Consider the following 24,494-nt stretch of genomic DNA (forward strand, 5'->3'; position numbering starts at 1 on the left):
TAACGAGCCTGTAGATTAACTCGTTTTTAAATTTGTTTTTATTGATAAACAAACCATAGCTGAGTTCCTATTTTGGTTCAATTGATTACTATATTTTTATGCAGAATATAGAAGTGTTTGATATTGTTTTAATTGGCGTTTTGGAAGGGATTACGGGTGTTTGAGTGGCTTTAATTTAGGTTAAAAGGGCTTCCCCTTTTTAATGTATCGTATTTTTCAGCTTTTCTATATTATGAACAAGGCAATACAATTGCCATTGCGCATTTACTTTCGCTTGACCCCGTAAGGTCAATTTATTCATGCCTTTGTTCACTGTAATATTCCCGAACACCGGTTCAATACAGCCGAGCCGTTTGCTGTATTGTCGTCGTCCGATTGGGCTGTCTATTTTAACTTTCATCTTATCGACATAGCTCAGCTTTTTGCGCGATTCATTATTTATAAACTGCACTTGTCGTCCTCTTTCTATCGGTGGTTTTCGCATGCATTGCTGCTGTAGCGGGCATGTTTTACAGTCTTTTAAGTAACCACAGAATCGCGTGTATTGCTGGTTATGGCTGTTTACATTGACCCCGCTTCGCCACATGGCATTGCCTGCAGGGCAGCGGCATGTTTGCGTTGTCTCATCATAATGAAAATCGTCTGAGGTAAATAACCGAGGCTTGCCTTTGCTGCGTTTTAGTCGCCGTTTTTCTTGCTCTGTTTCGTATGTTTCGCTGTCTTTAAATAGCGGATTTCGTTTTCTAAATTGGTTATCCGCAATGTAGGTATCGAACCCACTTTGCGCCATAAACTCAAGATTTACTTCGCTGTTAAACCCACTGTCTGCGGTAAATTTGATGGTGTGTTTATCTGCCATTTTTTCTGTATTGAGTTTAGCAAGCTGCTGTTTTAATTGTGCAACGGCTGGCTGTAAAGTTTGTTGTTCGCCCACTGAGCCCCACGCTTGTGCTTGCAGGATGATTTGATGTTTATCATCGTTTATCGCGATGCCGTTGTAGCCTTGAATTGTCCCTTTTGAGGTCGTCATCTTCGCACTATCTGGGTCAGTGATATTACTTTTAACAGGCTTGCCTTTACTGCCTGTTTTCTCTTCGTGAGTGGCTAAAAACTCGGTGATTTTACCTGCACTTCTATCCAGCTTTTCTTTTTGTTTTAAGTCCTGAGTTATCAACTCTTCGCCCAGTCCATCTTGTGATTGGTGGCGTTCAATAATACGTTTGCTTGCGCGTTCTAGTTTTGCTTTTTTGCGGCTTAACTCATCGAATGTGCCGCTCCACTCTTTACTCGCATTGGACTTTAATTTACACCCATCAATGGCAAACATATTGCGGCCTATCAAGTCTTCCTCATCACATATCATCAGCACTTGCGTGAAAAGTGGCTCAATCTGTTCATGCATTTTAGCCACAAAACCCGCTATAGATGTGTAATGTGGCTGGATATCACCCGACACACTCATAAATAAAATGTTCGTCTCACACGCTTTAGCAATTCGACGGCTACTGATCAAACCATGTGCATAGCCCAGTAAAATAATCTTTAGCATTACCGAAGGTGGATACGCCGCCGCGCCCGTTTTGTCATTGTTGTACCACGCGTCAAATCCCGATAAATCGAGTTTATTTTCGACAATATAACAAAGGGCATACTCAAAAGTGCCAGGCAGAATTTGCTCAGCGAAATTGATAGGAATGAATTTATTTTGACAGGATAAGTCAGGCTTGTAGTTAGCCATAACAGTTTACCGTGGGTGAATAATATCTATTAGATCACAGCAAACAGATGGATTCAAGGTTAAAAAGCAACCAACCAAGAATAGTTGGATACGTTCCTAAAAAGAGTAATTCTACAGCCTCAACGCCGCAATAAGCGGAAAATTATAGTTGGCTAAAATGTTTGAGGAACGAAAAACAGCCAACTATAATTTTCCGTTTGATTGCCTTGTTAGTTTACAATTACACCAACACTAATGAAAAGACACTTAGCCAAATTAGCTGAAAGCCATATGAAATACGTTGATGAATGCCAGGATTACTTTGATTTTTTACGGCTTTAGCCATAGCGAATAGATAATAAACCGCAGCGATAACAGAAATAACTGAAAAAATACGGAAATATAGAGGGATAATTTCTGTTGTTGGACTTATAGCTACTAATATTGGTGCTACAACTAGCGAAAGTAACATGATAAAACCAGCCCAAGAATGTACCTTACAATTAAAAGTTGGATTCTTAGTAAATGGATCTGCGTCCATAGGGAAATACCCAGCTACCCATGTACCAATGCCATGAGCTATGACCAACCAACCCGCAATATTCACTAAGATTGAAACGCTTGAAAGCTGCGCCAAATACCAACCGAAAAAGCAAAAGAGAAAGCCTAAAGGGTAATTATTAATTAAGGGTGACAATTTTTCTGTTGGGCTACCTGTTGCACCTAACTCACTACAAAATTGTTTAGAATGGCTGTAACCAGCATAAAATCTACTTGCTACGTAAACACCAATGAAGATCCAGATTGTTGCAATTAACCCTGAATAGATCGCAATACTTTCAAACACTACCAAAATCCTTTTTGTAAACTAACGCTTTGCTAAGCGGCGAAAAATAGTTGGCTAAAATTGCGAGGAACGAGCGCTAGCCAACTGTTTAGCGTCCGTTTAAGTAACTTGTTATAACTCACCACGTTAATGCCCAAAAATAAATACCAGCAAGAATTACGGATAAGAAAAACTGCTGTGTTTTATTTATATTTAATGAACTATTTTTGTTAATTACAGCTAAAGATAAAATTAGTGCAATACCAAGCACAGTGTTTTTGCCACCCAAATATAAAAGTACATCCCAATGTGGAATTGGGCTTTTAGGCACCATAATTACAACACTATATGTTACAGCTAGCTCAACAAACACTAAGCTAACTAAAAAATTTGTAGGAGCTAAAACTAAGTATTTATTTAGAAATGGGTTAACGCCCCACTTGAGTGAAAATAGATATTTAGAGTAAGAGAATAAAAGAGCAAATATTGAAAGCACAAACATGCTTTTCCCTGCCTCATGCTCGGTCATTATTTCTGATAAATGTTTAGTTAACTCTTTATCAAATATCTTAGTCTCAAAGCTAAATAAAGAAACGATCCAAGCAGAAAAACATAGAGCAACTAAAAAAACTACGAACAATGAAAATGCAGATTTAATATCAAGTTCAGTTCTATCATCTATATAATTTATCACGACACTTCCTGTGAGTTATAACAACTTTGTCTACGACATTTGTCGTTTTATAAACCGAAAAATGTCCATATATTACAGTGCATTTATCTTAACCATCAAATAAACACCTGTAAACAATTAGTTAACTGAAAATTATTTTTAATCAGTGCGAAAATGCACCGAAATGGTGGAGATCAGTAATATTGGACAAAACAACAAGCACTGTCTATATATACAGTTAACTTTTGCTAGAGATTCATATCATGAAATCACCTTTTTTAACTATGATAGCCGAACAAATGTATCTAAAGCGTTATGCTAAAAGTACCGTTAAAGCGTATTTATACTGGATAGCTTTGTTTATTCGATTTAACTCTATGAGGCACCCAACAACGATGGGAGACAATGAGGTCGAACTTTTTTTAAACCACCTTGTCAACCAACAAAATGTTGCTCCTAACACTCAAGCACAAGCCTTAAATGCATTGAGCTTTTTATTTAAAGAAGTGATTAAAAAACCACTTTCATTATCATTAGGTTTTATTAAGAGCAAACGAGCAACTAAACTACCGGTAGTTTTAACGCAGCAAGAAATAAATAATTTTTTTAAAGTGTGCTCTGCAAAGCATTATTTACCCTGTGGATTACTTTATGGTAGCGGTATGCGCTTAATGGAGGTACTGCGTTTACGGATACACGATATTGACTTTGACTATAACTGCATTCGAATTTGGGATGGCAAAGGAGGCAAAAATCGTGTTGTAACGCTTGCAGTAGAGCTCACACCGCAATTACGTTCTCAAATACAATTAGTTGATAGTTACCTGCAATTAGATCTGAAAAACCCCTTGTATAGCGGCCCTTACATGCCTCATTTATTACGTAAAAAATATCCAAACCACAATAGACAGCTGGGCTGGCAATATTTATTTTCATCACATAAATTAAGTACGGACCCTGAAACAGGAGAAATAAGACGTCACCACTTAGATCATTCAGGGGTAAGAAAGGCAGTTAAACTGTCTTCAACAAAAGCTGAAATTAATAAACACGTTACGCCACATACTTTGCGCCATTCATTTGCTACGCACTTACTGCAAAGCGGCGCTGATATTCGTACAGTACAAACACAGCTAGGTCACAGCGATGTGCGTACTACACAAATATATACCCATGTACTACAACAAGGTGCTAACGGGGTTATCAGCCCTTTTTCAAGATTATAAGCGTCTCTTTTTAATCCTCTACACATACATACTCGCTTACAGACCAATACCGCCATCTATTTCTACTTTTAAAAAACATAAAAAAGCCCCGCTTGTTTTTACACAAACGGGGCTCCACACTAATTTTTTAATCAAAAATAAAAGCGCCGATACTGCGGGCGCTTTGCATCATTGAATTTAATTACTTTAACTTACTGATTAACTACGCTTTTAAGCGGGTTAATTGGCTGTGCGTTATCATCTAGTATGTTCATATCAAAATCGAACTCATCTACACGAATCGCCTTTTCACGTTTGATGTTGTAATCAATTAACTGAACGTGCTCAGCTTGCGTGATTACGTTTGCCGCTAGTGCGTTATCAAGCGTGATGTTAAAGCGTATACCTGGTTTAATTACTTTAGCACGTAGTGCTTTTTTAACTTTAGCCAGCTCGCCAAGTGATGCCATTTTAGCTTTGTAAGCTTGCTCATTAATATGATGGCCATCGCCTACTACTGGTTTAACTAAATGCGTGATTTGCGCTTTAAATGCGGTATCTAGCTGAGCTTGCTTAGCTAGTTCGCGGATTAAGTCGTCACTAATTTTTGGCATTTTAGTTGAGTAGTTCATTGTAATGAAACGAATAAACTTACGAGTACCACTTGCAGGGAAATTATCTAAAAACTTATGCAATGCTTCTTCAGCACTTTGTAGTGCAAAACGAGTCGCGTAATGGAAATACGGCGCAGCTTGCTCACGGTCACTACTTGATACTTTTTGCTCGTAGTATTTAATTGATGCCATAGCTGCGTACAAGAAGCTCATTACATCGCCTAAACGCGCCGATAGCATTTCTGCTTGCTTTAATTTACCGCCAAGTACAAGTAACGAAAAGTCTGCGTACACTGCAAGTTTTGCAGATAATTTATGTACTGCTTTTTCGTAGTCGCGTACTTCTGGTAATTCTGACTTAGCACTTGCGGTAAATGGTAAAACACCTAGGCGGAAAGCACGTAAGCTGTTTGCTGTGCTGTAACCAATTGTTTTACGTAAAATGCCGTTAAATTCTTTATCAGCGCCTTTGTCTTCGCTGTGAATTGACTCAACCATAGATTGTAAATATGGATGACAACGCATAACACCTTGGCCAAATATCATTAGGTTACGAGTAAGAATGTTCGCACCTTCTACCGTAATGGCAATCGGCTGAGCAACATAACCACTTGCTAATGTATTTTGTGGACCGTTTTGAATCGCTTTACCTGCTTGAATGTCCATTGCTGAATCAAGCACGTCGCGACCAAGCTCTGTCATATGGTACTTAGCGATTGCGGTTACTACTGATGGTTTTAAGCCCATGCCTAAGCCTTCAGTTGTAAGTACGCGCATTGCTTCTTGTAGGTATGTTTTACCTGCAATGTCGGCTAGTTTTTCTTGAATACCTTCAAACTGGCCAATGGCTAAACCAAACTGTTCACGCACTGCTGCGTATTCAGATGCTGATTTAAATGCAACTTGTGCTGTACTAACACCTAGCGCAGGTAATGAAATACCACGGCCAGCACCTAAACAGCTAACCAGCATTTGCCAACCACGGCCGATGTTTTTCTGTCCACCAATAACAAAATCCATTGGTACAAATACTTTGTTACCACGTGTAGTACCGTTGTAAAAACGAATACCCATAGGGTCGTGGCGATTACCAAGCTCTACACCTGGGTGCTCTTTTGGAATAAGTGCACAGGTAATACCTAAGCTTTCTTTGCCACCTAATAAACCATCAGGGTCCATTACTTTAAAGGCTAAACCAAGTACAGTAGCAATAGGTGCAAGCGTTATGTAGCGTTTGTCCCATGTGATCTCAAGGCCAAGCACTTCTTCACCGTTGTACATGCCTTTAGTTACTGTACCAATGTCTGGAATGCCACCTGCATCAGAACCCGCTTCTGGGCTTGTTAGTGCAAAACATGGAATGTCTGTACCATTTGCTAGGCGTGGTAAATAATGCGCTTGTTGTTCTTGCGTACCAAAGTGGAGTAATAACTCACCCGGGCCTAACGAGTTAGGAACCATTACGGTTACCGCAACTGCTGAGCTTTTAGTCGCAATTGTGCCAACAATAGTAGAGTTTGCATAAGGGCTAAACTCTAAACCACCAAACGACTTAGGAATGATAAGCGAGAAAAAACGCTCTTTTTTCAAAAATTCTAAGATGTCATTTGGTAAATGAATGCCGTTTTGAATCACTGAATCGTCAATCATGCCCAGTAGTTCTTTTACTGGACCGTCTAAGAATGCTTGCTCGTCTGCGCTTAATGTAGCAGCAGGTACGTCGCGAAGTGCGCTGAAATCAGGTTTACCTTGGTAGATAGAACCTTCAAGCCATACATCACCCGCGTCTAGCGCTTCTTGTTCTGTGATAGAAATACTTGGTAATACTTTTTTTAGTTTTGTACGTAAACTCATGATTGAACTCATCCGACCAGCTAAATAATACCTACATTACGTCATAAAAAATCGTTTAGATCAATTACTCTATTCAATTAATTAACAGTTTTTTCAATTTATTTTCTTTACCTGAACGTAAACTGTTGAAACACAAAGGCTTACAGTTGTACGCTGAAAAAAAGTATTTTGACTAAAATGATGAATAAAACAGCAAAAGCTCTAGCGCTGTATCTATTTTTTGATGGGCATAAAAAAACGCAGCACAAATAGGCTACGTTTTTATTCAATTTATAGAGGCTACATTATCAGTTAATCTAACTAAAACTACTTAAATTTAAATCAAATTGTATAAGCGCTTCACTTAGCAACTTTAACAACTTGCTTGCCGGTAAAACCACCAGCAAGTTGTTTATTAAGCGCTTGCGATACTGACTCAGCACTAAAATCTACGGGCGTTATTTCTGGGTGTTTAATGTCGCCACTAACAGCTCCTTCAAGTAACAGGTTGCCCATAAAGCTCAAGCGTTGTTGTGCACATAAACTATTAGCAAGCCATGCACCACCAATCGATACAACGCTAATATTGGGCGCTCGGTGATACATTAAGTCTTGATCAAAACAAGGTAGCGGATTTAAGCAGGCAATACGTCCGCAAAAACGCATTAACTCAATATTACGCTGAGTACACTCACCTCCTATCGTATCAATAACCGCATCAAAGCCTTGCGGGCCAAGTTCTCTGCGGATTTTTTCGCATAGCTTTTTATCGCTATAGTCAAAAACCACATCAGCGCCTAGCTGCTTTACCAATTTATGGTTACGCTTTGATGCAGTGGTAAATACATCTGCACCACGCTGTTTTGCATATTGAATAGCAAACTGCCCTACCGCTCCGGCTCCGCCTTCAATAAAAATAGTATCGCCTTCACTAATGCCTATTTTATCTAAGCTGATAAGTGCTGCCATACCGGCGCATGGAAGTGTTGCTGCAATGGCCGGATTTAAACCGCTTGGCACAACCGACACTGCAAAGTTAGGTACTTTGGTGTATTCGCTCAAAGCACCTTGCTCACCAATGTTGGCATGCCACATAACCCGCTCGCCAACATTTGGAAACACACCTTTATTAGCTTTAACCACAACACCTACGGCATCTAAGCCTAAAATGTGTGGATACTGCCACTTACAAAAGCCTGTTTTAGCAAATTGACCATCAACTGGATTTAAACCAACGTACTCTACTTTTACAAGCAGCTCGTTATCTGCACAGTCTGGAACAGGCAGCTCAGCATCCGCTAAGTTAATTGCTTCATTTGGTTCTGGCAGTACAATAGCGCGCATTGTTTGCGGGATAATGTATTCATGTAAATTTTCAGTATTTGGCATCAATATAACTCTACTTATTAGTGTCGTTTAACGCATAACTCCATTGGCCATTAAATGACTGGTAAGCATTTACTTTGGCAAGCAGTGAAGAAATTGTTGTTTCAACAGCATTTTCTTGTGCTATTAAAACATCCTGACGCGCATCTAACAACTCAAGGTAAGGAATTTGGCCTTCTTCATACATTGCTTGGGCTTGTAAAAATGCTTTATTAGCAAAGTCATAGCGCTCATCGGCAAAGCGTTTTTGCTGTGCTTGATTGACCAACAATTGCAGTGAAAGTTCACTTTCACTTAGTGCAGTTAATACCACTTGTTGATAATCGCTGTATGCGGCTTCACTTAAAAACTGCTGTGCGTCGCGCTGTGCTAATAATGCTGGGTAGCTTAATAACGACCATTGCAACTGCGGCGCTACTTGCCACTGTTGGTCGGTATTTTTTAAGCCTGTGCTATCTATACTCACAACCCCTGCAAATGCAGATAAGCTAATATCTGGTAATAACGCTTTGCTAGCTGCAACACTTAAACTATTTGCTTGGCTAAAATCAAACAATGCACGGCTAATATCTGGACGTAAGGCAATGGCATTATTAGCGTTTTTTAGTGCTACGCTAAAGTCACGTTCAAGCACACCTTGCTCGTTTTCAATAGCAATATTTTGCGCTAACTTACCGCTTAGTACTGCAAGGGCAGATAAATCGCTGTATTTTGCATACTCAATGGCAGGCATTAGTGCTTGTTGCTGCCTAAGCTGCGCCATAGTACGGTTTAAATCAAGCTCGTTTGCGACGCCTTCGTCAACACGGGCTTGAAGAACGTCAATACTTTGCTCAAGCGCTTCAATTTGAAGCGTAACAATGTGTTGTTTTTCAAAATTGCCTTGATAACTTACAAAGCCTTTAACGACTGACGAAACAACTTCAATTTGCAGTAAACGTACTTGCTCTGCTTGGCTCATGGCTGATGCATTTGCAGCATCAACCAACGCCGTTATACGACCAAATAAATCTAGCTGCCAATCAAGTGCAACGTTTGCACTTGATTGACGGTCATAAACGCTTGGTGCATCGCTTCGAGCTGCGCCAACATTTACGCCACCTTGCGGAAGGTACTGGGCTTTTTGCTCTCCTAGTCGCGCTAATGCACTTTTAAGTGTTAGCTGGCTTGTTTGCAAATTATAGTTATTTGCAAGCGCACCGGTAACAAGCTCATTTAGTTGATCAGAATTAAGCTTTTTCCACCAGTTTGTTTCATCAGCAACGCTAACGTTACTAGCAATATTAGCTTTGGCAACAAATTCGTTAACGGCTTTTTGCTCGCTCATGGTGTCTATTTTACTCGCACACCCGGCTAAAAACGCAGCGACTAATACTGCACTGGCGGTCAGACTTGTTTTAAGTCTTTTTTGCATTAATTTAGTCATGAGTATTCTCCTGCGCTTTCTCTTTTTTGTTAGTCACTAACATATAAAATACCGGCGTAAACAATAGGCCAAACACGGTTACACCTATCATCCCTGAGAATACTGCGTTACCCATTGCGTGTCGCATTTCGGCGCCTGCACCGGTGGCAAGTACTAACGGTACAACACCTGCTGTAAATGCAATTGAGGTCATTAATATTGGGCGCAAGCGCATACGACATGCCTCAAGTATTGCCTCTAAGTGCGATAAGCCTGAGTCGTGTCTATCTTTTGCAAACTCAACCATCAATATTGCATTTTTAGAAGCCAACGCGACCAGTACTATTAACGCTATTTGAGTGAATATGTTGTTGTCAGAGCCAACAAACCACACACCTAACAAGGCTGAGAAAATAGTCATTGGTACAATTAATATAATTGCCAGTGGTAAACGTAAGCTCTCGTACTGCGCTGCAAGTACCATAAATACAAGTAATACAACTAACGGGAATACATAAACCATGGTGTTACCGGCAAGTACTTGTTGGTACGTTACTTCAGTCCACTCATATTCAATACCTGTTGGTAGTGTGTCTGCGAGTACTTTTTCAATAGCAACTTGTGCTTGATCAGAACTATAACCTGGCGCTGGGCTACCATTTAGCTCTGCACTTGGGTAACCGTTGTAATGCATAACACGGTCAGGACCAATTGTTGGTGTTACAGTTAGTACAGATCCCAGTGGCACCATATTACCTGAGCGGTTACGTACTTTTAAATTAAGTATTTGATCAGGGTCTAAGCGGTAGTCAGCATCGGCCTGTGCATTTACTTGGTACGTACGACCAAACATATTAAAGTCATTTACGTACACAGAGCCTAAGTAAATTTGCAGTGCGTTAAATACTTCATCAAGTGGAATACCTTGAATAAGCGCTTGCTCACGGTCAATATCAATATCCATTTGTGGAACTTGGATACGGAAACTTGAGTACAGGCCCATTAATGCAGGGTCTTGTTGCGCTTTAGTAATTACGGCTTGCAGACTATTAAATAGTGCTTCAAATCCTTTATTAGCTCTGTCCTCTATTTGCAGTTTAAAACCACCTGTTGTGCCCAATCCTTGAATTGGCGGCGGTGGAAATACCGCTACAAATGCCTCATCAATGGCGGCAAAACGTTTATTCAACTGCGCCGCTATCGCCATAGCTGATTGGCTTGGGTCGGTACGTTTGTCAAAGCTTTCAAGTGGTGTAAATACAATGCCGCTGTTAGGGCTATTCGTAAAACCGTTCACTGATAAGCCAGGAAAAGCAACAGTATGTGCAACGCCTGGTACTTCTAATGCAATTTGCTGCATTTGAGCAAGTACGTCTTCAGTACGATCAAGGCTTGATGCGTCAGGTAACTGCGCAATAGCCACTAAATACTGTTTATCTTGCTGTGGAATAAAGCCACCTGGTACGGTATCAAATAACTTAATTGTACCGCCAACAAGTGCAATATAAGCCACCATTACAACAACGGTCATACGAATTAGTTTTTGTACCAGTTTTTCGTAACCTTTAGCACCACGATTAAATACGCGGTTAAATGGTTTAAATAACCAACGACCAAACAATTTATTAAGTAAACGCGTGAAGGCATCTGGTTTTGCATCATGCGATTTTAATAACAATGCAGCAAGCGCAGGCGATAACGTTAATGAGTTAAACGCTGAGATAATCGTCGAAATTGTAATTGTAAGTGCAAATTGCTTATAAAACTGACCTGATAAACCGGTAATAAACGCAGTAGGAATAAATACAGCACTTAGTACTAGCGCAATGGCAATAATAGGGCCTGTTACTTCACTCATTGCAACGCGGGTTGCTTCAAGTGGCGATAAGCCTTTTTCAATATTACGCTCTACGTTTTCAACAACTACAATCGCATCATCTACAACAATACCTATGGCCAATACTAAACCAAACAACGACAAGGTATTAATTGAGACACCTAACCACTGCATTACGGCAAACGTACCAATGAGCGAAATAGGCACAGCAATTAGCGGAATAATTGATGCACGCCAGGTTTGTAAAAATACAATAACAACAATAACTACCAGCACAATTGCTTCAAGCAACGTTGCAATTACCGCGTCAATTGAGCCGCGAACAAATACCGTAGGATCGTACACAATGTCGTATTCAACACCGGTAGGGAAATCTTTAGATAAGCGCGCCATTGTTTCGCGTACTTGATCAGAAAGCTCAATAGCGTTTGAACCTGGGCGTTGGAATATTGGCATTGCAAGAGCCGGTTGATTATCAAGCTCTGCACGCAGTGCGTAAGTGTCTTGACCTAAATCAACACGGGCTATATCAGATAAACGCGTTAACTGACCTTCGTCGCCTACTTTAATAATAACTTGTTCAAATTCTTCAATACTGTTTAAACGACCTTTAACGTTTAACAATATTTGAAATTGACTGTCGTTTGAAATTGGTTGCGCACCTAAGCTACCTGCAGCAACTTGCTGGTTTTGCGAGCGAAGTGCTGTTACTACATCTGTTGCTGTTAATTCGCGTGCAGCAAGTGCATCTGGGTTTAGCCATACTCGCATTGAGTATTTGCCAGCACCAAACATGCGAATATCACCTACGCCTGGTAAGCGCGCAATTTCATCTTTAATGTTTAAATCAGCATAGTTAGATAAGTAAGCTGTGTCGTGCGTTTTTTCAGGTGAGTATAAATGCACTACCATGGTTAAATCTGGTGATGACTTTTCAGCCACAACACCTAAACGTTGTACTTCTTCTGGCAAACGCGGAAGCGCACTGTTTACACGGTTTTGCACTTGTACTTGAGCACGGTCTAAATCGGTACCTAAAGCAAAGGTTACCGTTAGTGTCATGCGGCCATCACTGGTACCTTGCGAAAACATATATAGCATGTTTTCAGTACCGTTAATTTCTTGCTCCAGCGGTGTTGCCACTGTTTGCGCAATAACGGTAGGGTTAGCACCTGGGTAGTTGGCGGTAACAACAACTGTTGGAGGAACTACTTCTGGGTATTCACTTACTGGTAATTGGAATAGTGATATACCACCAGCAATTAAAATAACCAATGACAGCATGGCCGCAAATATTGGACGCTGTATAAAGAAATGCGAGAATTTCATCAATAAACCTTATTGCTTAGCCACAAGTTGTGCGTTGTCATTTAACAATGTAAATGCCACACCACTTGTATCAATTGTTACTGTTTGCGGAGAGATTGGCATACCAGGGCCTACGCGAGCTGGGCCATTTACAGCAATAACATCACCTTCATTAAGGCCCGATGTAACTGCACGTAATGCACCGTAACGCTCACCAGTAGTAATAAGTTTGTATTCAAGTACGTTGTTTTCGCCAACCGTTAATACAAAACGATTTTTTAAGTCGGTACCAATTGCACGTTCTGGGATAATAATCGCGTCGCTAATAGAGTTGGCTGCAAGCTTAATACGTGCAAACGAGCCTGCGCGTAATTGGTCGCTGTCTTCATTAAATACTGCACGTACGCGTAATGTACCCGTTGATGAATTAATTTGGTTATCGATAAAGTTAATGTAGCCTTTGTATGCAAAATCGCTTTGACCCACTTTTTGCATTACAACAGTTTGGTGGCTCGCAGCAGTAACATCATTAAAAGAGCTATTCCATGTGCGTTCATCAACATCAAAATAAGCGTACATAGCTTGGTTTGAAACAATTGACGTTAATACGCTTTGACCCGCAAGTATGTTATTACCTTTGGTAATATTTGCGCGAGAAATAATGCCATCAATTGGTGATACTACTGACGTAAACTCTAAATCAAGCTCTGCTGAAGTAAGTTGAGCTTGAAGTGCAGAAAGCTGTGCTTCGCGTTGGCGCAGTGTTGAAGTACGCGCTTGTGCTTGCTCAGTTGAGATTGCCTTACGGTCTAATAAGCGTACCGCACGTTTGTCTTCACTTTTAGCTTGCTCTAAGGCAGCTTCTGCACTGTTGATTTGCGCTTTTAAGCTAGCAACCACAGCAGCAAATGGACGAGCATCTAATTGAAATAAAACATCGCCTTCTTTAACCACATCGCCTTCTTTAAATTCAATGCTATCGATGATTCCCGATACACGCGGCATTAAAGCAACTTCTTGTGGAGACTCTAAACGAGTTGTATATGTGTGCCAGCTTTGTACCGGCTTAACAAGCACCTGTGCTACATCAATTGGTTGAAGTTGCTGTGCAGGTGCTGATTGAGCTGTGCTCTCATCAGCACAACCCGCAAGTGTTAAAGATGCCGCAGTAAGTGCAGCAGCAATTAGATGTTTGTTCATGAAGACGCTCCATTGTTGATTAGCCTCGCATAATACGGATTAAACCCGTGTGTAAAAACCATAGATTTTTAAATTCATTAATGCCAAAATGGCATCAATAGATTAATTAAGGTGTAATAATGGATACAACAAGTCGACTTTTAATGTTACTTGAAGTGGTTGAGCAAGGCTCTTTTGCAAAAGCTGCAGAAATACGCAACATAGATCGCTCTGTTATATCCAAGCAAATTAGTCGTTTAGAAGATGAGTTAGGCGTTAGGTTACTCAACCGAACCACACGTTCATTTTCGCTCACAGCGGCAGGCGCCGAAATGATCAAAAAAGCCGCAGAGCTTAGAGAGCTGCTTGGCGAAACCGTACGCATGGCCGAAAACTACCATTTAGAACCGCGTGGCGTATTAAAAATCACTTCCTCAACACTTATTGGTCGTCGTTATTTACAACCTGTACTTAATGATTTTCAAAAACGCTTTCCTCAAGTAGAAGTTGAACTGCGTTTAGACGATAGATTAGTAGATATAGTCTCTGAAGGATTTGATTTGGCTTTTCGTGTAGGTGAGCCTAAAGATTCGTCACTTATTGCACGTAAAATAGCGCGTAACCGATTATTAATTTTAGCTGCACCGCAGTTTATTGAAACTTACGGTATGCCAAAAACAATCGAAGAGTTAGCGCAATTACCAGCAGCAAGCTATGCCAGTAATTCTATTCGAGTAGAAACCATAGATTATTACGATAGTAAGGGTGAACGCTGCGAGCAAAAAATAAAAAGTGTGTTTCGTGCTAATGATGCCGAGTCATTGTTAATGAAAACATTATCGGGAACAACTTACTTTGTTGCCCCTGCATTTATTATTGGTGATGAAATAATACAAGGTAAGCTAGTGCCTTTATTGACCGATGTAAAACTGATGGAGTTTAGTGCGATGTATGCCGTATATCCGCACCGAGATTTACCAGTGAGGACCCGGTTGTTTTTTGATGCTGTACGCGAGCATTTAGGAAAAGATAAACCGATTTGGGAAAACGGGATCCCCAATTTTGAGCAAATGTATTAAGTAACCCTGCTTAAGCAACTACCGTTTCATAGTCATGTTCTTTTTTAAACTTACAGTACACTTTATTGCGGCCAAATTGTTTTGCTTTGTATAACTGTTTATCTGCTTGGTTTACAAAGCTTTCCAATGAATTAGTACTTTTAAATTTTGCCACACCAATACTGGTTGTAACATTAATTGCAAGGCCGTCAATGTCAAATGTGGTATTTTCAAAGCGTGCTCTTATTTGTTCAGCGGTATTAAGTGCAGCCTCTTCATTTGCAAAAGAGCTAAATAAAGCAAACTCTTCACCGCCTACTCTAAATACATACCCTCTACCAAGCACAACTCTTAGTAAAGTGGCAACTTCGATAAGTACTTGGTCACCGACACCATGGCCATGCTCATCATTTATCTGCTTAAAAAAGTCTAAATCGAGTAAAAACAAATATAACTGTGACTTATCTTGTAGTTCAACTTCAAAGTAGTGGTTCATTGAAAGGCGATTACCTGCACCCGTTAACGGATCAAGTAAGGCTAAATTTTTAAGGCGCTTTGAAAAATGTGAGCGGCTCCCTTCAAAAACATGAGAAATCGCCCAAATACTTAAATAAGCACAGAATAGATTAAGGGATAAGTTAAAAGTTTCAAAGGGGGCAAGTGTAGACTTACTCCCTAAAATAAACACTTGGATAACTAATAAATTTGCAGAGAAAATTACACCATATTGTTTACCTAATAAAAGGTAGTACAAAATAGGTAATGCAAATGACCATACAAACACACCATTACGAGGCGATGCTAAGGATGTACCTAAAATAACAATTAACGTTATAAGTACACACATTATTAAGGATTGCCAAAACTGTAGTGGACGGCGTTTAAGTGAAATATAAGTAAATATACAATAAATAGAAAAACAGATTTCGATATAGCCAAGCAATGGAAAGTTATTTACGGTTAAATTAAATCCCGCAAATCCTACCGATAAAAAACCAAAACAAAGACACATCCCTCTCAGGACGTCCTTTCTTAATGATTTAGTGCTATTAAGAGCCGCGATATCCATTCTAATCACTTAATAAAAATAAAAAGTAAGTTTAACGTGAAAATACAATTTAACAAGCTTTGTTCATATAAAACCATGTAGATACAACCAGTTATTTACATTTTAGGGATAATGTAGTGTATTTTAGAAACACGTTTGATGCTTTAGTATCACTAAGTGGCTTTAACAACTAGCCACCTAACATGGATAAATTAGTAGTAATACCTGTATTACCTTGGTGTAAAAGGTGAGTTGGCTTTTTGGTTTTAATATAACGAGATAACAATGCCATTAATTCACTGTTTGAACTGTCGTTCATATATTCTCTTAGCGAAATACCCTCTTCAGAAAACAAACACAAGTGCAGATTCCCTTTTGCTGTAACCCTTAATCGGTTACAGGTACTACAAAAGTCGTTGCTGTAAGGCATGATCAAACCAATTCTGCCTTGATAATCAGGATGAGCAAACTCTTGAGCAGGACCTGCTGATGCACTACGCGCAACTTGCTGCCAACCCGTTTGTAATAACTGAGTTTTTAAAACTTGCCCAGAAACATGGTTAGCATCAAAAAAGGCTTTGTTGTCGTTTGTTTGCATCAATTCTATAAAGCGGATGGTAACGGGACGGTGTTTAACCCAATTTAAAAATGTATCAAACTCTTTTGCGTTGTATTGCTTCATCAACACGCTATTTATTTTTACCGAATCAATACCCGTTTCAAGCGCAGTATCAATACCTTTCATTACGGAGGTAAATTTGTCATGCCCAGTAATGGTGTTAAACATGCGCGAATCTAAACTATCAATGCTTACATTAATGGCGTTTAAGCCTGCATCTACCCAGTCATGAATATTCTTATGAAGGGAAAAACCATTGGTAGTCATTGCAATTTTTTTTATGCCCGCGACATCTTTTGCCGCGCGAACAACATCTATAAAATCTTTTCTAAGGGTTGGCTCTCCGCCAGTGATCCTTACTTTTTCGATACCATGGTGTGCAAACGCTTTAAGCGTGTTGCTAATTTCATCAATTGTGAGAAAGCCACGGTCATGACCACCCTGATAACCATCTGGTAAACAATAAACACACTTAAAATTACATACATCAGTAATAGACAAACGTAAGTAACTAAACTCTCGCCCTGTTGGGTCGATTAGCATAAATAAACCTTAACTAATATCAACAAGTAATAACAACCTAATACCAATTTGCAATAATACTTAATCATTTAATTAAGCAAATTGGTATAAACAACGCTACTTATTGATACATAAATAATAATTACATAAATATATTTAATAACTTAAAGGGGCAGCATAAAGCATACCCCTTTAGTTATTTTTGTTTTACGCTTCTAAGCCTTTTTTAAGTTCGCTTGGCTTCATTGGTAGGTCACGTAAACGCACGCCTACTGCATTAAACACAGCATTACCAATAGCAGGAGCAACCCCTATAACGCCAGGTTCGCCTAAACCAACTGGAAACTCATCACTTTGTAAAAATTCAATGTCAATATCTGGCACATCTTGCATTCTTAGCGGTAAATAAGTATTAAAGTTAGTCGCTGATACCTGTCCATCTTTATACGTATTTGATTCATGCAATGCAAGGCTGCTGCCCCATAGTAACGACCCTTCAATTTGCGCCAGTGCGCCATCTGGGTGAACTATTAAGCCCGCATCTACAACAACATAGAGCTTCTTGAGCGTTATTTTACCACTATCACGGTTAACATGAACATGCGCTGCGGTTGCAAGCCATGCTGGCATAGTACGTTCTTGCCCTGAACTTACAGAAAAACCAATGCCCTCATCTTTAGCTAATTTTACAGAAGCTACTTTGTCAGACACCGTTTTAAGCACATTACGTAAGCGCAGTGCTCCGCCAACGCTCTCAGGTGCTTTACCTGCTTGCTTGCCTTTACCGTCTAACATTTCAATTCTAAATTGAACTGGATCTTTGCCTTGCTTATGGGCAATTTCATCAATAAACGACTCAAGGCTCCAAGCAATCCAACCTGGCCCTACTGAACGTAACCAACCTGGAGTAAAGGTGCTTTGTGCAACTTCGTTATTAATAGCGCGTGCACGATGACTGCTCATGCTATACCAATGATCAGCGCCCGATGCCGAAAATGCATCAAATTTACCTTTGCCATCAACACCCGGTGATAAAAACGCTGGTGCCATTGCTTTAGTAGGCCAACCTGCAGCAAATGCATGCTCTAAACCAGTAAAAGTACCGTTTTTATCAAACGACGCCGTCATTTTTGCAGCAGATGCAGAACGAGACTGATCGAATAAACTATCGTCTGCTCGTGTAAATACCAGCTTTACTGGTTTACCTACTGCTTTTGCGGTTAGAGCTGCAGGTACAGTCCAGTCACCAAATAATCGACGACCAAAACCACCACCTAAATAATAAGGACGAATAATTACTTTGTTTTGTTCTATTTCGAGTGCTTTAGCAAGCGCAGGTAACGTAAGTGACTGCCACTGGTTACCTGTATGAATAATCCAATTTCCGTCTTTAAATTCTGCAACCGCATTTAATGGCTCTAGCTGATAATGACTCGCTGTCGCTGTGGTATACATTGATTCTAACGACTCACTGGCGTCTGCTTGAGTTTTCTTTATATCGCCTTGATCAACAAATAAAGTACCCGAGTCGCGTTGCTCGCATAATCGCTTACCTTCTTTTTGAATATCAGCTTCAGATATATTTGCTGACTCACCCTTTTTGTAACTCACCTTTAAAGCATCTACTGCTTTAATGGCACTTGGGTAACTATCAGCTAATACAACAACCCAGCCTTGCACTGTGTTACTAGGGTCATTTAAAATTTCATAGCCTTTGTAACCTTTAATAGCTTTTGCTGCACTATCGTCAACGTTTGTTACTGTGCTGCCATAACGGGTTGGCGGTATTACTGGTCGCGCGTACAGCATGCCTTCAACTTCTACATCTATCCCGTATACTGCGGTACCATTTGTTTTGGCTGGTATATCAAGCGCTTTAAAGTCTTGTTTAAGCCCAGTTAAATGACGTTTATTAGCAGGTTTTAGTGGAAGGTTTGCAACTTCATCGCTGGTAAATGTACGATTAAACTCGCCTTTTTTAACTATGTCAGCATAACTAACCGATTTTTCGCCTGCAATAATATAGCCCTTTTCAGCACGACATTTGTCTGCAGGCACGCCGAGCATTTTAGCTCCGGCTTCTATTAATGCAATTCGACCCGCAGCGCCGGCTTGAGATAATGGCTTGAAGCTTTGAAATACAGACCACGAACCACCCGTTACCATAAAGCCCCATTTTTCATGGGTATCTACGTAGGTAATTGATACTTTATCCCAATCACATTCAAGCTCATCAGCCACAATGCGCGCAAGAGCAGTACCAATATGTTGACCCATTTCAGCTTTTGCAATACTTACTTCTACGGCGCCGTCGGTGCTCATAGTCCACCAAATAGTGGGTGAAAAAGCTTGTTGCGCAATTGATTCTTTTGCACTGAGCGAACCCGAAAATAACGCAGGGGCAAACGCCATGACTAAACCTGCGCTAGCAGTGCCAATCATAAACGAACGACGATTTAAATTAACGGTTTCGCTATTTTTTTGAAATAATTTTTTCATTATCGGCTCCAGTTAAGCGTCTTGTGCATTTGGATCAAATATATTTACTACACTTTGTGACTCATCTGCAGCGCGTTGAATAGCCGTTTTAATACGTTTATAAGCCATACAGCGGCAGTAGTTACCATTCATATGGCTTACTATTTCTTCATCTGAAGGACTTGGATTAGCTGCCAGCAAAGTAGCAGCTTGCATTATTTGCCCCGATTGACAGTAACCGCACTGTGGTACTTGCTCTTCAACCCATGCTTTTTGAAGTGGGTGTTCGTTATTAAGCCCTTCAATTGTGGTAATGTTTTTTCCTGCAATTGCGCCAATTGGTAAAACACATGAGCGAGTTGCTTGCCCATCTAAATGCACCGTACACGCACCACACATTGCAATACCGCAACCAAACTTCGTCCCTTTTAATCCAATTTCATCACGAATAACCCATAACAATGGTGTATCTTCACTTGCGTGTGATTCAACCACCTTGCCATTAATTGTAAACGTCACCATAGCTTGCCCCTTGATTAAGCTTTATAACCTGTGTTTAAATTATCCAATTTAAACACAGGTTATAACAGTTAAGATTGTTGTAACTACTAATCCATAACACATATAGTTACCGCATCAGCTACATTAACAGCTAAATACCATAACCACTGCACTAAAGCGTTAGCGCAGCTAAAACTTATTTTGCCCTACTAATACTTTTTCACTCATTTTTAGCTATAAAATTACTTAGCTGCTTTTGAGTATCTATGTCTAAACTCGCACTACGTAAACTAATTGTATTGACGACCTCACTGCTGGAGCGCAGTAATTGCTGTGCACCTCTATCTGAAGTTAAGCTTGCAAGCTGAGATAAATCAACCACTGGGAATATAGCGGGTACACCTAAACGCTCGCCATAGTTTGCGCACCAGCGCGATGGATTACGTGTAAAACCAGTAACTAGCTCACTTAAGTGCGCTACTTTTAGCTCAACCTGATCCGCGAGCATAAATAAAATCCCATCAAAGGACTTATTTTTAAACACAGTTTGAGAAGCTGTCGCGATTGAATGACCCAAACCTTGGCTCCATTGCTTGTTCTCAATCAGCTCTATGTTTTTATAACCTGCCAGTGCTTGCGCTACTTCTTTATGCCATGCCCCGGTAACTACATACACGGGCGTGTCATCAAGTGCATGCAGTGTATTTACAGCATGCTCAATCATTGTTTTGCCAAAGCCAATATCAGCTGTTAATTTACAGCCGTTAAAGCGAGATGATTGACCTGCGGCTAAAACAACTTTTGCAATTAGCACGGCTCTTGCCCCCAATGACTTAGTGATTGGGCATCTTTATCACACAGCACTGCATGTATTTCGCTGATCAGCGATAGTGCAATACTCTCTGGCGAGTCGCCGCCTAAATTTAAACCGACAGGCCCAAAAACAGGAGACTTAATTTGTGAAACACGCGTATTTGCGTGCTCTAAAACTTGTTCACGTCTGTGCTTAGGACCCAATAACCCTATGTATTTAAAAGGAACATCTTTAAATTGAGCCAACGTACTCGCGTCGAGCTCAACGCTGTGAGCCATTAAAATAGCAGCATCTACTTTATTAGTTATGCAATATTCTTTTAACTCACTCGGTGTGAAGCGCAAAATAGCATCAGCATTTTTAAAATATTGCCTTTTTGCATTGGCAGCACGTGTATCCCATACAGTTACACTCCAACCAAGTTGTTTGGCAAATGTATAAACCGGAACTGCATCTGCGCCACCACCCACTATTAATAAATGAGGCGGCGGATAAATAGAAGTTTGCAAGCACGTAGCGCCTTGTAATTCTACCAACTGCGCTTTGCGGTTCATTGATAAACCATGTAACTCATCATTTTGCGTAAATACACCACTGCCGGCTGGCAAAATGGGGCTTACTTGTTGAAGGTATCGCCCTGGTTTATTCTCATTAAGTGCTTTAGATACAAGCTCTAGCTGTAAATAGTCATTAGCTTTGTGAATGGGCTGCAGTAAAATGTGTACTATGCCCCCACAACCAATGCCAAGTTGAAATGTTAAATCGTCTTCATCGGTAGCATCATAACTAATGGTTTTACTGGTTAAAGTACTCATTACTTGTTTAGCGTGGCGCTGTATGTCAGCTTCTAAACAGCCTCCCGAAAGCATCCCCAAGCGCTCGCCTAGGCTCGAAATAAGCATCATAGCCCCTAGTTTTCTGTAGCTAGAGCCTTCAATTTTGTACAAAGTAGCTAAAACCCATTCTTGGTTGTCCCTATTGAGATACCAAGTGTTTAAGATACTTTTCAAATCTGTAACCATATATTGCCCTTTAAAAAGCATTTTTTGCGTTTAAAAACAAACCAGCCTAAACAGCTAATTTAAAACTTAATAATTCACGCACAATTTAGTTTTCTATTATATCGTTTAAGGTCTCAATTAACTCATCAAATTGATCATTAACGCTTTGGCGTTGTTTATCATTTAGAGTTAGGTTTAATTCGTAGAGTAAATTTATATATAAATTTAAGTTTGCTTCATTGCTTTTCAATAGTGCGTCGCTCATATAAAGTTCGCGCTCTTTAATAACCGTACTTAACTGATTTATAAATTCTTTTTTTGTAATTTCAGCATTTTTGAATACCTGTTTGGCTGCATTCAAACGGTTTTGCTTATACTCTAACCACAGCGCTCCTGAGTCTCTATGTTGCTCATTAGTTGATTTAATCAGCGCTTTTTGTTGTTTATTAAGCTTGCCTATCCACTGCTCGTAGTATTCAAATTGCTCTTCCAAACGCTCACTTTTTCGCTCAAGCGGGGTTTGTTCGTTAAACTCTTCGCGTTCGTCGTTAATTTTTATTTGGATATTGTTTAAAAGCTCACCTCTTTGCTCACTTGATAAGGTTGCCCCAAGTTCAGCTAAAGGCAGCTTTGCGTATCCAAGTAGGTTCTGCCAATGTTGTTTTGCAAGCACAACCTGTGTTTTTAATTGTTTAGCCTCCAATGTTTGGTTAAACAATACTTTTATATTTTGTATGTCTTGTCTGTAGGCGGGTAACTGGGTAGTTCGGTGCCAATTTTGTGTTGTTGTAATTATGTTTTTTAGCTGTGTATTTTGCTTTTTATTTAAATCAACATAATCGTCAACCCAAAACGATGAAAGCCAACTCAAATTATTGTAAGTAAAAGATGCCGAACAACTACATAAAAACAACATACTTACAGCAAGGCATATCTGTTTTAGTTTTTTTGCTTTGAAATTATTAAGCATAACCTTCTCTATTATTTAGATTGTGGCAAAGCTCAAAACTCATTTGATAATAATTATCATTTAAGTATTGACTTGCATTTAGATCTAACTGATAATCGTTCGCACAAACACAGTGTAACGACCTCAGTGCCTACGGAAGAATATTCAGCAAGGATGCTGACACATTAAAAGAAGATCGTGCCGCTTCGTGTTATTACTTACTCGACCCAAGTAATAACATCAAATATCACATTTACTTGCTACATTGCTCATATTAGTGACGGTTAATATGACTCAAAAAAGCCCTAACGGGCTTTTTTTATCTCTTTAAATTTTCTATAAAATCTGTATCTTACACTTCTTAAACTCGTTTACTTACCTTAAAAGCCCACCGCGCTATTATTTACATTTTATACGCACGATCTGATAAGGTATCGCCTTGCGTTTGCGCTAAAGCTGGCGTAAAACATAACAGTAGACATCCTTTTTTGCATCTATTTATAATAACCGATTTAGTCTCTACTTAAATGCATTGAGTATTAAACGTTTAAAATGCGCAAATAGTGCAAAAATTTAATAATTTAGCATTTAACTAAAGTCTGTTTACCTTTCGGGATTAAAACTTGTTCTATTTAGGCGCTATTTAATCGCGGCAAGATATACTGGCCCTAAAACCTATCGTAACTATTACTAATTGGAGACATTAATATGTCACAGTTTAATTTGAAAGCACTCGTTCTTGCTGGCGTTTTACTTGCCAGCCCTTTCGCTCATGCAACATTAGAAGATGGCATAAGAGCAGCTAACGAAGGTGAATTTGCAGTCGCCCTAAAAGAATTTCAATACCTTGCCGATAAAGGTTTTGCGCCAGGAATTTACGAACTAGCTAAATTATACGAAGGTGGATACGGTGTAACACGCGATTACCGCAAAGCTGCTGCGCTTTATCAACAAGGCGTTAAAAAGAACCATCCGGATTCAATGTTTGCGTTAGCTGTTTTATACGACGAAGGTAAAGGCGTAAAGCTTGATCACCAAATGGCTGTTACCTTATTTGAAAAAGCAGCCAATAAAAACCTGCCTGCGGCTCAGTTTAATTTAGGTGTAATGTATTCTAATGGCGTGGGCGTTACGCGAGATTATGAAGCGGCACGCAACTGGTACGAAAAAGCGGCTGCAAACAATTACTCTTTAGCACAATTCAATTTAGCCCTCATGTATTTTGAAGGGCTAGGTATGCCAAAAGATTTAGAAAAGTCATACATTTGGAATACTATCGCTGAGTACAACGGCAATATGCAAGCGAGTCATAGCCGCAAACTTGATGAGCGTAAAATGCTGCCTAAAGAAATTGAAGAAGCTAAAGAAAAAGCCGATGCCATTTATGCAAAAATACAAGTGGGTACTTATGCTGGCGAAGGTCGCTTATTTTAAAGTCTTATTTTAAAGTTTAAGAGTTTAAGACCTTAGTTTGAAACTAATCTAAAAAAGGCTGAATTACATAACGTAATTCAGCCTTTT

18 protein-coding genes are annotated in these 24,494 nt (G+C 39.7%); 3 read left to right on the forward strand and 15 right to left on the reverse strand.

The features are described from left to right. Positions 1-199 precede the first annotated feature (199 nt). The 3 genes from L659_RS0120905 to L659_RS0120915 all read right to left on the reverse strand — a co-directional run bounded on the left by L659_RS0120905 (position 200) and on the right by L659_RS0120915 (position 3,237). Entirely contained in the window at positions 200-1,738 is a 1,539-nt protein-coding gene (locus tag L659_RS0120905) for a transposase (protein ID WP_024590181.1), read from the reverse strand. Positions 1,739-1,958: 220 nt separating this feature from the next. Beyond that, the gene (locus L659_RS0120910; RefSeq protein WP_024591784.1) at positions 1,959-2,564 is read right to left on the reverse strand and encodes a DUF998 domain-containing protein; all 606 of its coding nucleotides are present in this window, start codon (positions 2,562-2,564) and stop codon (positions 1,959-1,961) included. A gap of 118 nt (positions 2,565-2,682) precedes the next feature. Next, entirely contained in the window at positions 2,683-3,237 is a 555-nt protein-coding gene (locus tag L659_RS0120915; RefSeq protein ID WP_024591785.1) for a hypothetical protein, read from the reverse strand. Between the two features lie 242 nt (positions 3,238-3,479). Here L659_RS0120915 and L659_RS0120920 point away from each other — a divergent pair, with 242 nt between their 5' ends. Continuing rightward, positions 3,480-4,442, forward strand: coding sequence for an integron integrase (locus tag L659_RS0120920; protein ID WP_024591786.1), 963 nt, complete (start codon positions 3,480-3,482; stop codon positions 4,440-4,442). Between the two features lie 191 nt (positions 4,443-4,633). Here L659_RS0120920 and L659_RS0120925 read toward each other — a convergent pair whose 3' ends face one another. From L659_RS0120925 to L659_RS0120945, 5 genes are all read right to left on the reverse strand, one after another. Then, on the reverse strand, positions 4,634-6,889 hold the full coding sequence (locus L659_RS0120925; protein WP_024591787.1) for an acyl-CoA dehydrogenase: 2,256 nt from the start codon (positions 6,887-6,889) through the stop codon (positions 4,634-4,636). 339 nt (positions 6,890-7,228) lie between these two features. Continuing rightward, positions 7,229-8,257, reverse strand: coding sequence for a zinc-binding dehydrogenase (locus tag L659_RS0120930; RefSeq protein ID WP_024591788.1), 1,029 nt, complete (start codon positions 8,255-8,257; stop codon positions 7,229-7,231). 10 nt (positions 8,258-8,267) lie between these two features. Continuing rightward, the gene (locus tag L659_RS0120935; protein ID WP_024591789.1) at positions 8,268-9,680 is read right to left on the reverse strand and encodes a TolC family protein; all 1,413 of its coding nucleotides are present in this window, start codon (positions 9,678-9,680) and stop codon (positions 8,268-8,270) included. Beyond that, positions 9,673-12,825 carry an efflux RND transporter permease subunit gene (locus tag L659_RS0120940; protein ID WP_007582022.1) on the reverse strand — a complete coding sequence of 1,051 codons (3,153 nt, stop codon included), beginning with the start codon at positions 12,823-12,825 and terminating at the stop codon, positions 9,673-9,675. Before L659_RS0120940 ends, L659_RS0120935 begins: the two co-directional genes overlap by 8 nt. 9 nt (positions 12,826-12,834) lie before the next feature. Next, positions 12,835-14,004 (reverse strand): efflux RND transporter periplasmic adaptor subunit, encoded by a 1,170-nt coding sequence (locus L659_RS0120945; RefSeq protein ID WP_024591790.1) that lies wholly within the window; start codon positions 14,002-14,004, stop codon positions 12,835-12,837. A gap of 119 nt (positions 14,005-14,123) precedes the next feature. Here L659_RS0120945 and L659_RS0120950 point away from each other — a divergent pair, with 119 nt between their 5' ends. Beyond that, a complete protein-coding gene (locus L659_RS0120950) occupies positions 14,124-15,062 on the forward strand; it encodes a LysR family transcriptional regulator (RefSeq protein ID WP_007582020.1) in 939 nt (312 codons plus the stop codon). 10 nt (positions 15,063-15,072) lie between these two features. Here the strand turns inward: L659_RS0120950 and L659_RS0120955 are convergent, their stop codons facing one another. From L659_RS0120955 to L659_RS0120985, 7 genes are all read right to left on the reverse strand, one after another. Next, entirely contained in the window at positions 15,073-16,110 is a 1,038-nt protein-coding gene (locus L659_RS0120955; protein WP_024591791.1) for a GGDEF domain-containing protein, read from the reverse strand. A 169-nt stretch (positions 16,111-16,279) separates the two neighbouring features. Continuing rightward, positions 16,280-17,251 carry a GTP 3',8-cyclase MoaA gene (gene moaA / locus L659_RS0120960; protein WP_007582018.1) on the reverse strand — a complete coding sequence of 324 codons (972 nt, stop codon included), beginning with the start codon at positions 17,249-17,251 and terminating at the stop codon, positions 16,280-16,282. Positions 17,252-17,437: 186 nt separating this feature from the next. Then, the gene (locus L659_RS0120965; RefSeq protein ID WP_024591792.1) at positions 17,438-19,729 is read right to left on the reverse strand and encodes a xanthine dehydrogenase family protein molybdopterin-binding subunit; all 2,292 of its coding nucleotides are present in this window, start codon (positions 19,727-19,729) and stop codon (positions 17,438-17,440) included. Positions 19,730-19,741: 12 nt separating this feature from the next. Next, positions 19,742-20,230, reverse strand: coding sequence for a (2Fe-2S)-binding protein (locus tag L659_RS0120970; protein WP_007582016.1), 489 nt, complete (start codon positions 20,228-20,230; stop codon positions 19,742-19,744). A 199-nt stretch (positions 20,231-20,429) separates the two neighbouring features. After that, complete coding sequence (locus L659_RS0120975) at positions 20,430-21,023, reverse strand: nucleotidyltransferase family protein (RefSeq protein WP_024591793.1); 594 nt, start codon at positions 21,021-21,023, stop codon at positions 20,430-20,432. Continuing rightward, positions 21,017-22,045, reverse strand: coding sequence for an XdhC family protein (locus tag L659_RS0120980; RefSeq protein ID WP_024591794.1), 1,029 nt, complete (start codon positions 22,043-22,045; stop codon positions 21,017-21,019). Before L659_RS0120980 ends, L659_RS0120975 begins: the two co-directional genes overlap by 7 nt. An 85-nt stretch (positions 22,046-22,130) precedes the next feature. After that, positions 22,131-22,994, reverse strand: coding sequence for a DUF6279 family lipoprotein (locus tag L659_RS0120985; RefSeq protein ID WP_024591795.1), 864 nt, complete (start codon positions 22,992-22,994; stop codon positions 22,131-22,133). 687 nt (positions 22,995-23,681) lie between these two features. Here L659_RS0120985 and L659_RS0120990 point away from each other — a divergent pair. Then, positions 23,682-24,407, forward strand: coding sequence for a tetratricopeptide repeat protein (locus L659_RS0120990; protein WP_007582012.1), 726 nt, complete (start codon positions 23,682-23,684; stop codon positions 24,405-24,407). The last annotated feature ends 87 nt before the right edge of the window (positions 24,408-24,494 follow it).

This window comes from Pseudoalteromonas sp. S8-8, from assembly GCF_000497875.1.
Taxonomy (GTDB): Bacteria; Pseudomonadota; Gammaproteobacteria; order Enterobacterales; family Alteromonadaceae; genus Pseudoalteromonas; species Pseudoalteromonas arctica.